Below are 10,569 nucleotides of genomic sequence, written 5' to 3'. Positions count from 1 at the left end.
CGCTCGACTTGCATGTGTTAGGCCTGCCGCCAGCGTTCAATCTGAGCCATGATCAAACTCTTCAATTAAAAGTTTTTCGACTCTATGAATGACTGTTCTTTGTTCGAACACTCTTCAGTGAGTTTTAAATCGTTTTGCGATTCATTCACTGCGAGTGCCCACACAGATTTGCTTGTCTCATCAATTGTTAAAGAGCGTTGTTCGGGCTTATCTCCGAACAGGGACGTGCATTCTACACCACCCCATTTTGGCGTCAAGTGGCTTTCACCAATCTTTTTTCGCCAGGACAATTCAGCTTTGCCGCCTTGTCCTCAACACCGCCAGCGTGTCGCTGTTGCCGTGTCAGTGGGTGCGCATTATAGGGAGCTTATAGTTTTGTGCAAGCACCAATTCGCAAGAAAATTACGATTTTTATCTGTTTGCCCACTATTTCACCCGAGTAGTGTTTTTTTGTCCGTATAATGGTGAAAACAGCAGCAAAATTGAGATCGGATGATATGACAGTGACAAATTTAAGACCTTACCAAGGTATGACTCCTACGCTTGGGCAGCGCGTTTATATTGATGAAACCTGTGTACTGGTCGGCGATATTACACTTGGTGACGATGCCAGTGTCTGGCCGTTGGTGGCGGCAAGGGGTGATGTTAATCGCATTGTTATTGGTCTGCGTAGTAATATTCAGGACGGATCCGTACTGCATGTTACTCGTCGCTCAACTAGCAATCCTGAGGGTTACCCACTACTCATTGGTGATGATGTGACAGTTGGTCATAAGGCGATGCTGCACGGCTGCACTATAGGAAATCGGGTACTGATCGGTATGGGAGCGATAATTCTGGATAATGTGGTGGTAGAAGATGATGTGATTATTGGCGCCGGTACTGTGGTGCCGCCCGGCAAACGATTACAGGCGGGATACTTGTATATGGGAAACCCCGCTCGCCAGGCCCGACCTTTAACTGAGCAGGAACGTCTGTTTTTACCGGCATCGGCAGATAATTATGTGCGTCTGAAGGCGGAATATCTGCAACAAGCATAGCCTATCCCAGAGAAATATTACCCTCACCATCAAATGCTTCTTCAGTTATCAGCGTTTCGGCCATATCCTCCAGGTCGAAACGCTGACATTCAAAAGCATTAACAATCTCGTGCTCGCTGTGTAGATTTAGCTCAGAAAACTGTTGTAGATAGCGCCGTGAAACCCGGCACTTAATGAGATTGCCCTGCAGTTGCGCGATAAATTCCAGCGCGTCCAGCTTGGCTAACCAACGCACTTGTTCATTGAAAATCACCGATTGATTCATGATGATTGACCCACCAGCTGCTGTCTTAACTTTTGTAGTACAGGTTCCACTTGCGGCATCACTCCACGCCATAAGTAAAAGCTATAAGCAGCCTGCCCCACCAACATACCTAACCCATCGACCACATGTGCAGCGCCGTTAGCCTCACACCATAGATTAAATGCCGTTGGCGCTGCGCCATACATCATGTCGTAGCAAAGTGCCTGATTAACAGCTGCGGCAGGGATGAGCGGCACATTTCCAGAAAGACTGGCGGAAGTAGAGTTGATCACTAGGTCATAAGAGGGCAGCAACGCTTCAGCGCTGACGGCTCGCACTTTTGTCGGATGCAGCGCCGCCAACACTTCAGCTTTAGCGGCTGTACGATTGCAAATATCAATCTGGGCAACACCGGCATTTAATAATGGCAACAAGCAACCACGGGCTGCGCCACCAGCACCTAGCAATAACACCTGTTTACCTCGCAAGGAAGTAAAGCGCTGTAAATCAGTCACTAAGCCGACACCGTCGGTGTTGTCACCGCTAATTCGCCCATCAGCTAGTTTAATCAGTGTGTTAACCGCCCCCGCCATCTGCGCGGCATCACTCAATTCATCACACATGCGATAAGCTTGCTCTTTAAACGGCACAGTAACATTAGCGCCACAGCCACCAGCAGCAAAAAACTGCCTGGCGGTGTTAACAAAATCATCAAGCGGCACTAATGCCGTTTCATAATTGATATCAGCATTCGTCTGCTTAGCAAATTCCTTGTGGATAAAGGGCGATTTGCTGTGTTTGATAGGATTGCCGAAGACAACGTATTGATCGGTCATGATACTAGATTAACAACTGATGATTGTCGCAGTGTACCCTTGAATGACTTTTGTCAGCAATCACCCTACTGCACGGACTGAACCAAGAATGTGTATACTGGCACCGATAGGATTACTTGAGATAGTTATGAATTGGATTAAAAAGATACTTGGCCGCGAAACCACCGACAGAGATCCAACGCAGTCTAACGCGTACGATTTAATTGGCGGCGATAACACCATTCGCGCCATCGCCAAACATTTTTACCAAGAGATGCAGCGCCGCGAGGATACTCAACAGCTGCTGGCAATTCATCCCAATCCACTGTCGCAATCAGAACAAAAGCTATATGAGTTTCTGAGTGGCTGGCTGGGCGGACCACAACTATTTCAACAAAAATATGGCAATCCAATGCTGAGAGCGCGGCACATGAACTTCGCGATTGATGACAATATGCGAGATCAGTGGCTGCGCTGTATGAAAATCGCGTTGGAAAAATCGGTCCAAAAGCCGGAACATCGGCAAGTGATCTATCAGGCGATAGCCCAGCTCGCCGATCATATGCGTAACCAATAATTCTTTGAGGATCATTGGTTTGCCTGATTTCAGATCACTGGCTCAACCAATCCCGAGGTTTAAGATAGTTCTGGTATAAGTCCGCTTCCGGCGTTCCCGGCTCTGGCTGATAGCTATACTGCCAGCGCACCAAAGGTGGCATCGACATCAGAATCGATTCTGTCCGGCCGCCGGTTTGCAGACCAAACAAAGTGCCACGATCATAAACTAGGTTGAATTCCACATAACGGCCGCGGCGATATAGCTGAAACTGACGCTCACGCTCCCCGTATGGGGTGTCTTTGCGTTTCTGCACAACAGGACGATATTGCTCGATAAAACCGTTACCCACCGCCTGCATAAAAGCAAAGCACTGGTCAAAACCACCGGCATTGAGGTCATCAAAAAATAAACCGCCTACACCGCGGGTTTCCTGACGATGGGGGAGATAGAAATATTCGTCACACCATTTTTTGTATTTGGGATAAGCCTCATCCCCAAAAGGCTGACACAAAGCTTGCGCTTGCCGATGCCATTGCTGGACGTCCTCCAGAACTGGGTAATAAGGCGTTAAATCGAAACCGCCACCAAACCACCAGACAGGATCTGCATCAGGTTTACGGGCAATAAAGAAACGCACGTTAGCATGGGTGGTCGGTACATAAGGATTACGCGGATGGATAACCAGGGATACCCCCATAGCTTCAAAACTACGTCCGGCCAATTCCGGCCGATGCGCTGTTGCCGACCCCGGCATCGCATCCCCGGTCACATGGGAAAAGTTAACGCCAGCCTGCTCAAACACCGCACCATCCACCAGCACTTTACTTTTGCCACCGCCGCCTAACGGCCGCAGCCATGCATCTTCGATAAACTTGGCAGAACCATCCAGTTGTTCCAACGCTTCGCAAATATTTTGTTGTAACTGCTGTAGGTACTGCTTCACCATCTGTGAATCCGGTGCGGTCATACTAGCTCCTTAATGGATTATCCCTGTCGCAACACCTTGCCGCTGCGAATATCAATAATGGTTGACGGTTGACGTTGCTCACCTAACTGTCCAATAACTAACGCATCCAGTTTGCCATCAAACGTCTGTAGGATTGCTTCGGCAGTGACAGCTGGAGGCTCTCCGGCCAGATTGGCACTGGTAGAAATAATCGGCTTATTCACTAAATCACAGAGTTCCCGTACCAGTGGATGCGCCGATACCCTTACAGCACAGGTATCAAACTGACCCCGCACGAAAGGCGATAGTGACGCTCTGACTGGCATGATAAAGGTAAACGGACCCGGCCATTTCGCAAAAGCGCTGGCTAACTGCGCCTCCGTTAATTGCGCTTCATCGATGTAAGGTCGCAACTGTGCAAAATTGCTAGCGACCATAATCAGTCCTTTCTGCCAGGGACGCTGTTTAATCTCCAGAATACGCTGCACGGCAGCTTCATTATCAGGATCACAACCTAAGCCATATACCGCTTCTGTAGGATAGGCGATTACACCACCGCCCAGCAGTATCTCTTTACTGGCGGATGCCGGTATTTGCAACATCATTATACCTTTACAAACAAGATGCTAATGGCGGCTAATGCCGTCGAGTGATTGAGAATTATAACGACATCACTGACCGGCACCAACCATTGTTTGACACAGATCACAAAAGCTTTTTGAAGTGACAATTTTTTTGCGGACATTCCAGACGCACCCCTCCTGCGCTACGACGCTCAACCAGGATACCAAAGCCGCATTCTGGACAAGCCTCCGCGCGTGGCGGGTAATTCACCAAATATTTGCATTTAGGGTAATCGCTACACGCATAAAAGGTTTTACCGAAACGGCTAGTTCTCGGTTCCAGTTTGCCGGTATGGCACAGTGGGCAATCAATAGCTTGTTGCGCTGGCTGCTGGTCATGCTTTTCGACGTGTTTACATTCTGGATAGCGAGTACAGCCAATAAAAATGCCAAAGCGTCCAGATTTTACTGCTAATTCCGCACCACATTCAGGACAACGAGAACCAGGGATCACCTGCGATTCGATGGCCTCATGCTGCACTAAAGGACGGCTATAGTCACAGGTCGGATAATTGCTGCAGCCCAAAAAACTGCCATGTTTACTATGACGAATATTCAACTCAGCACCACACTTGGGGCAAACTTCATATTCACGTTCCAGTGCATGTTCACGAGTATTGAAGAGTTTTTGGTCAATTTTGGCCATACGTTATTCGCTCATTAGTAGACACTGCGTTAATGATAACACGTTAGTCTTTAGGAACCCGGGCATTAAAAAAGAGGCTCTAAGCCTCTTTCTTTTGATGTGTCACTCAAGAATGCAATCTGCCGTCCGGCTGTTCAAATATCAGGTCTTCCATCTGCTCATAAGCCGATTCGTTACCGGGAGCATTGAACAACACCATCAGGATCACCCACTTCAGATCTTCGAGTACCAGTGTAGGTTCATCCAACTCCATCACCCGGTCAATGACCATTTCGCGGGTATTGAAATTGAGCACGCCGATCTCTTCCAAAAACAACAGGAAGCCACGGCATTCCACATCCAGTTTGTCGATTTCATCGTTGGTGTAAATACGGAAAGAATAGCTGTCATTAGTTCTGACATACGGCGTATCACTTTCCTGCAGAGCAGCTAAACGCTCAAGCCAGCTGAGTGCTTTAAGGATTTCTGACTGATGAAAACCCGCGCGAGTCAGTTCCTTGGTTAACTCATCTTCGTCAACCATCAGTTCCACTTCACTATGTACATAGTTTTCAAACAGATACATGAGGATATCAAACATGGCTAGTTCCTCTTGAGTCTAACGTAACCACCGGGTACTGCGGCAACCCAACCTTGTAATTCAAGTTCAAGCAATTGTTCCAACACCAGATCCAACGTTATACCGCTCTGTTCAACCACAACATCAAGTGGTGTGGTTTCATACCCTACACTAGCTAACAGCGTTTTAAATGGCAACTGCGAGTTATGTTCTGTTTGTAACGGGACATGACCCGGAAGCGCCTGCAAATGACTTTGCAACAACGGCGGCAGCTCTTCTACTATATCGGCCAGCGACTCTACAAGTTTTGCCCCATTTTTAATTAAATCATGGCATCCCTGATGATCACCGCTTATAACCGGACCCGGTATTGCAAAAACTTCCCGCCCCTGCTCCATAGCGGTTCTTGCACTGATAAGGGAGCCGCTGCGACGTCGGGCCTCAACAACCAGAGTTCCCAACGCGAGGCCGCTGATTATACGGTTTCGTTTAGGAAAATTCCCAGCAAATGCGGTGATGTCAGGCCAGAATTCACTCACCACCGCACCATATTGTTGAATATCCTGGTAAAGTTGCCGATGCCGCTTCGGATAAATCTGTTCTACGCCGGTTCCCAGCACAGCAATGGTACTGCCGCTATGGCTAAGAGCCCCTTTATGCGCAGCACCATCAATTCCCGCGGCCATACCGCTAACAACCGCGAGGCCAATACTGTCAAGTTCTGCGGCCAATTGGAACGCCAGCGCCAATCCAGCATGGCTCGCAGCACGACTGCCAACGATGGCAATCGCTGGACGTAACAATGCCTCTGGATGACCTTTGATAAAAAGTACTGATGGAGGGTCGGCGATTTGTTGCAACAGCGGCGGATATAATGGGTCGTCACGACAAATTAGATAATGATGGGAAGCCTGACGCTGCCAGGTCAGCGCTGCCTCAACTTTTCGCCAGGCAGCAGCAACTTGTGGTTCTGGCAAAGCTATCGGCAAAGACGCGGATTTCTGTTCCACTCTTTGCCGCAACTCTGACACATCCATGTGTTCAAGCAGTTGTCCAATCCGTAGCGGGCCAAGCCCGGATACTGCACTGACAAACAACCAATCGACCAGAGCGTCCTCTGTCATTCTCCTTGCAGAATAGTTACCGGTTTAGTCAGGATGTCACCAACCCGCACAGGCCGCTTATCCACCAGAATTAGTCCCATGCTGGTTTTATCAAACACTTTAAACACCATTAACTGACCACGGTAGAGGTTAGGCAGTTTTAACACATCATCGCTGTCCATAGCCCCTAGCATTTTGTCGTAAGCAGACTGTTCATTAGGAAGCACCGGAACCCCGTCATTACCAATGACCACTTTGTCACCCGGCTTAAAGATGGTAAAGACCTGGCCGGTTTCCACCCCATCCTTACTGCCGCGGTCGATATAGGCTATGTCAAATTTACCCATTTCGCGGATATCAAGTTCTGAAGCCAGCACTTTGGCATCGGCAACAGTTCCGGCCCTTGGCATCAAGTAAGCCGACATAAACGCATCGTCTTCAACTGAAAAAGCTCTGAAGCCGGCCTTAGTTTCGCGGAAATTATTCAACAGTAACACTTTGGAAATATCGCCAGATTCAGTGACCCTTCCGGTAGCCGTAAGAATCGCTTCCTGCCCCAAAGAATCGCCACTGTCTTGATCAACAAATTTACGTCCTGGCTGGTACAACCCCAGCTTGGTACCCTTTGGCACGTTACCCTTGATGTAAATGATATCGCCAGCGACATGGCGTTTTGCCGGATTTTCACCGCCAACCACCATCGGCTGTTGCTGTAACCATTCAGGATCAACAATCCGGTTCTGCACTAGGTACTGTTCGATCAAAGACAAATCCACTAACGGAATGGCATCGCCTTTGGATTTGATTTGTCCTGAAGGGCTGCTGCGTACAAAAGGCTTTTTGACTATGCGCGGTTCACCATCGATAAACACCAGCGTCAAGCGATCGCCGGGATAGATCAGGTGTGGGTTAGCAATCTGTGGGTTGGCTCCCCATAATTTTGGCCAGCGCCATGGATCTTTAAGAAACATTGCCGATATATCCCAAAGCGTATCGCCTTTTTTCACCACGTAGGTGTCGGGATGACCGGATTTAAGAGTTAAAACATCAGCGTATACCCAGGAACAAACAAGTGACAGTAACGCAAATAAAGTAAACCTTTTCATGGGCCCATCCGTGTTGTGTGGCTCATATTCTATTAATAATGAGCTTTTTCTGTTATTGACAGCCGCTAAGGATTAAAATTAACGCATTAGCACGAAACAGTATAACCAACTCGCGTGGTTTTAACACAATTGTTACGAGTTACCTATGGCTTTGTTAAATGTACTAAGATATCCCGACGAACGACTACGAACGGTCGCCGAACCTGTCACTGATTTCAATGCAGCTTTGCAGCAACAAATCGACGATATGTTCGAAACTATGTATACCGAAAAAGGTATTGGTCTGGCTGCGACACAAGTAGATTTTCACAAACAATTGATAGTGATGGATCTGCAAGACGATGTCGAGCGGCCACGGGTCTTTATCAACCCACAAATCATTAGCTCCAGTGGTGATTTTTGCAATGAGGAAGGCTGCCTCTCTGTCCCCGGTATTTATGCCAAGGTAGATAGAGCCGAATTTGTCACGGTGAAGTCACTGGATCGCGACGGCAATGAGTTTACCGTTGAGGCAGACGGCCTGTTTGCCATCTGTATCCAACATGAAATGGATCATTTGAAAGGTAAGTTGTTTGTTGACTACCTGTCTTCCCTGAAGCGTCAACGCATCAGGCAGAAACTCGAAAAAGCTGCTCGTCAGGAAGCTAAGCAGCTCTGAGCTAACCAACCAAACACAGGAAAGAATTTGACGTCCTTGAAAGTGATATTTGCCGGGACACCGGATTTTGCTGCCCGCCATCTGCAGGCGTTATTGAACTCTGCACATGAGGTCATAGCGGTCTACACTCAACCGGACAGGCCTGCTGGCAGGGGCCAGAAACTGATGCCTAGTCCGGTCAAACAGCTGGCACAGAACCACAATATTCCCGTTTATCAACCCAAAACATTACGCAATGAAGCGGCACAACAACAGCTAGCGGCATTGAATGCTGATGTCATGGTGGTAGTGGCTTATGGATTGATCCTGCCGCAAGCTGTATTGGATGCGCCAAGGTTGGGTTGTATTAATGTTCATGGTTCTATCCTGCCACGCTGGCGCGGTGCAGCGCCGATCCAACGCGCTATTTGGGCTGGCGATCAGGAAACTGGCGTCACCGTCATGCAGATGGATGCCGGGCTCGACACCGGCGCCATGTTATTGAAGACCCGATTACCGATAACAGCAGATGACACTTCGGCTAGTCTCTATGAAAAGCTGGCACAGCAAGGACCAGAGGCATTACTGCAAGCATTGAGTGGCATAGCAGAAAATACGCTGCAAGCAGAAGCTCAGGATGACAGTCTGGCTTGTTATGCCGACAAGTTGAGCAAAGAAGAAGCGGCCATCGACTGGCAGAAACCGGCCAAACAGCTGTGGCAGGAGATCCGCGCCTTTAATCCCTGGCCCGTCAGTTACTTTGAGTGTCAGCAACAAAACGTTAAAGTTTGGCAAGCCAGTATTGCCCCATCAAACGCTCGTGCAGAACCCGGGACTATCGTAGCCGCAGATAAACACGGGATTACGGTCGCAACCGGTGATGGACTGTTGATACTGCAAACATTGCAGCTTCCTGGGAAAAAGGCGACCACTGCCGCCGACATTCTTAATGCGCGCGCGGAATGGTTCAGTCCCGGCACATCACTGGTGAACGCATGAGACTCAACCTCAGAGCATTAGCAGCTAAAGCAGTCTTTGCTGTTCTTGAACAAGGGCAATCACTGTCGTTGGCACTGCCCGATGTACAGCAAAATGTCCGCAGTCCTAAAGATAAAGCGCTGATTGCTGAGCTTTGTTATGGTGTTATGCGGGTATTACCGCAACTTGATCAGTGTGTCTCGGCGTGTCTGTCCAAGCCATTTAAAGGCAAGCAACGCATTATTCAGCAGTTACTCCTGGTGGGATGTTATCAACTGTATTTCACCCGCATTCCCCCTCATGCCGCCATTTCTGAAACGGCTGAAGCATGTCGACAACTGGGACAGGAAAATCTGGTGAAAGTGGTTAACGGCGTATTACGGAACATCCAACGCCAACAACAGCCGTTGTCAGGAGAAAGTCCGACACTGAAATATAATTTCCCTGCATGGATACTCAAAAAGCTGCAGGCCGCCTATCCAAACCAGTGGCAACAAGTTGTAGAGAATAGTCAGCAGCGTCCGCCGATGTGGCTGCGAAATAATTGTCAGCAGCAGCGCCGCAGTGACTACCTCTTACAGTTAAGTGAACAATCAATCACTGCGTCACCAGGCCCCAGCGATGATGCAATGCTGTTAGAACATCCATGTGATGTGACGCAACTGCCGGGATTTGAAAGTGGTGCGGTCTCAGTACAAGACGGTGCAGCGCAATGGGCGGCGCAACTCCTTGATGCACAAGCCGGGGAATTGGTATTGGATGCCTGTGCGGCTCCAGGGGGTAAAACTTGTCATATTCTGGAGCGCACCCCGGGTATCAACTTGGTCGCTGTCGATAATGACAGTAAGCGCTTGATGCGGGTTAACCAAAATCTTGCGCGGTTGCAGCTCGATGCTAGGGTTATTCAAGGCAATGCTGCCGCCATCCATGAATGGTGGCACGGTGATAAGTTTGATCGCATCTTACTCGATGCCCCCTGTTCAGCGACTGGCGTCATTCGGCGGCATCCCGATATCAAATGGTTGCGCAAAGAAGCTGATATTGCAGAACTCACTAAAGTACAAGCGCAAATCCTTGATCACTGCTGGCAGTGGCTCAAGCCCGGTGGTGTGTTACTCTATGCCACCTGCTCGATTCTGCCGGAGGAAAACCACCAGCAGATTGTCGCTTTTTTAGCGCGAACCGCTGATGCAGAGCTGCAAGTTATCACAGCTTCACAAGAAAATTGCTCGTCAGACTGGCAAATACTGCCGGGACAGGACAATATGGACGGGTTTTACTACGCAAAGCTGCTTAAACGCAGTACAGCTTAA

The 10,569-nt window shown here is 48.8% G+C and carries 13 protein-coding genes and 1 rRNA gene; 5 read left to right on the top strand and 9 right to left on the bottom strand.

The window, feature by feature from the left end:
• A 16S ribosomal RNA gene (locus PY479_RS13970) occupies nucleotides 1-68 on the bottom strand; the annotation flags it as partial.
• Nucleotides 69-530: 462 nt separating this feature from the next.
• Here PY479_RS13970 and PY479_RS13965 point away from each other — a divergent pair.
• A complete protein-coding gene (locus PY479_RS13965; protein WP_228730495.1) occupies nucleotides 531-1,040 on the top strand; it encodes a gamma carbonic anhydrase family protein in 510 nt (169 codons plus the stop codon).
• A 1-nt stretch (nucleotide 1,041) separates the two neighbouring features.
• On the opposite strand, the gene PY479_RS13960 is transcribed toward PY479_RS13965, so the two are convergent.
• Both PY479_RS13960 and aroE read right to left on the bottom strand, forming a co-directional pair.
• Nucleotides 1,042-1,305, bottom strand: a complete 264-nt coding sequence (locus PY479_RS13960; protein ID WP_212594974.1) for a DUF1488 domain-containing protein — start codon at nucleotides 1,303-1,305, stop codon at nucleotides 1,042-1,044.
• Nucleotides 1,302-2,120, bottom strand: coding sequence for a shikimate dehydrogenase (gene aroE, locus PY479_RS13955; protein WP_212594973.1), 819 nt, complete (start codon nucleotides 2,118-2,120; stop codon nucleotides 1,302-1,304). Before aroE ends, PY479_RS13960 begins: the two co-directional genes overlap by 4 nt.
• Before the next feature lie 127 nt (nucleotides 2,121-2,247).
• On the opposite strand from aroE, the gene PY479_RS13950 reads away from it, so the two are divergent.
• Complete coding sequence (locus PY479_RS13950; protein ID WP_275484143.1) at nucleotides 2,248-2,676, top strand: group II truncated hemoglobin; 429 nt, start codon at nucleotides 2,248-2,250, stop codon at nucleotides 2,674-2,676.
• A gap of 34 nt (nucleotides 2,677-2,710) precedes the next feature.
• Here PY479_RS13950 and hemF read toward each other — a convergent pair whose 3' ends face one another.
• From hemF to PY479_RS13920, 6 genes are all read right to left on the bottom strand, one after another.
• Nucleotides 2,711-3,625 (bottom strand): oxygen-dependent coproporphyrinogen oxidase, encoded by a 915-nt coding sequence (hemF, locus tag PY479_RS13945; protein ID WP_275484142.1) that lies wholly within the window; start codon nucleotides 3,623-3,625, stop codon nucleotides 2,711-2,713.
• A gap of 17 nt (nucleotides 3,626-3,642) precedes the next feature.
• Nucleotides 3,643-4,206 carry an L-threonylcarbamoyladenylate synthase gene (locus tag PY479_RS13940; RefSeq protein WP_212596462.1) on the bottom strand — a complete coding sequence of 188 codons (564 nt, stop codon included), beginning with the start codon at nucleotides 4,204-4,206 and terminating at the stop codon, nucleotides 3,643-3,645.
• Between the two features lie 103 nt (nucleotides 4,207-4,309).
• Entirely contained in the window at nucleotides 4,310-4,873 is a 564-nt protein-coding gene (locus PY479_RS13935) for a topoisomerase DNA-binding C4 zinc finger domain-containing protein (protein WP_212594970.1), read from the bottom strand.
• 106 nt (nucleotides 4,874-4,979) lie between these two features.
• A complete protein-coding gene (locus PY479_RS13930; RefSeq protein WP_275484141.1) occupies nucleotides 4,980-5,453 on the bottom strand; it encodes a DUF494 family protein in 474 nt (157 codons plus the stop codon).
• Nucleotides 5,454-5,455: 2 nt separating this feature from the next.
• Nucleotides 5,456-6,469, bottom strand: a complete 1,014-nt coding sequence (gene dprA, locus PY479_RS13925; protein WP_275484144.1) for a DNA-processing protein DprA — start codon at nucleotides 6,467-6,469, stop codon at nucleotides 5,456-5,458.
• A gap of 83 nt (nucleotides 6,470-6,552) precedes the next feature.
• Nucleotides 6,553-7,641 carry a LysM domain-containing protein gene (locus PY479_RS13920; protein WP_275484140.1) on the bottom strand — a complete coding sequence of 363 codons (1,089 nt, stop codon included), beginning with the start codon at nucleotides 7,639-7,641 and terminating at the stop codon, nucleotides 6,553-6,555.
• Between the two features lie 145 nt (nucleotides 7,642-7,786).
• On the opposite strand from PY479_RS13920, the gene def reads away from it, so the two are divergent.
• The 3 genes from def to rsmB are packed head-to-tail and all read left to right on the top strand — an operon-like array spanning nucleotide 7,787 to nucleotide 10,569.
• Nucleotides 7,787-8,299 carry a peptide deformylase gene (gene def, locus PY479_RS13915; RefSeq protein WP_275484139.1) on the top strand — a complete coding sequence of 171 codons (513 nt, stop codon included), beginning with the start codon at nucleotides 7,787-7,789 and terminating at the stop codon, nucleotides 8,297-8,299.
• A 27-nt stretch (nucleotides 8,300-8,326) separates the two neighbouring features.
• Nucleotides 8,327-9,277: a methionyl-tRNA formyltransferase gene (gene fmt, locus PY479_RS13910; RefSeq protein ID WP_275484138.1), complete on the top strand. Its 951-nt coding sequence runs from the start codon at nucleotides 8,327-8,329 to the stop codon at nucleotides 9,275-9,277.
• Nucleotides 9,274-10,569 (top strand): 16S rRNA (cytosine(967)-C(5))-methyltransferase RsmB, encoded by a 1,296-nt coding sequence (rsmB, locus tag PY479_RS13905; RefSeq protein ID WP_275484137.1) that lies wholly within the window; start codon nucleotides 9,274-9,276, stop codon nucleotides 10,567-10,569. The genes fmt and rsmB overlap by 4 nt, the downstream gene beginning before the upstream one ends.

Source organism: Shewanella sp. A32, from assembly GCF_029167175.1.
Lineage (GTDB): Bacteria > Pseudomonadota > Gammaproteobacteria > Enterobacterales > Shewanellaceae > Shewanella > Shewanella yunxiaonensis.
The sequence above is the reverse complement of the archived record's forward strand: the minus strand, read 5'-3'. Positions and strand labels throughout refer to the sequence as shown.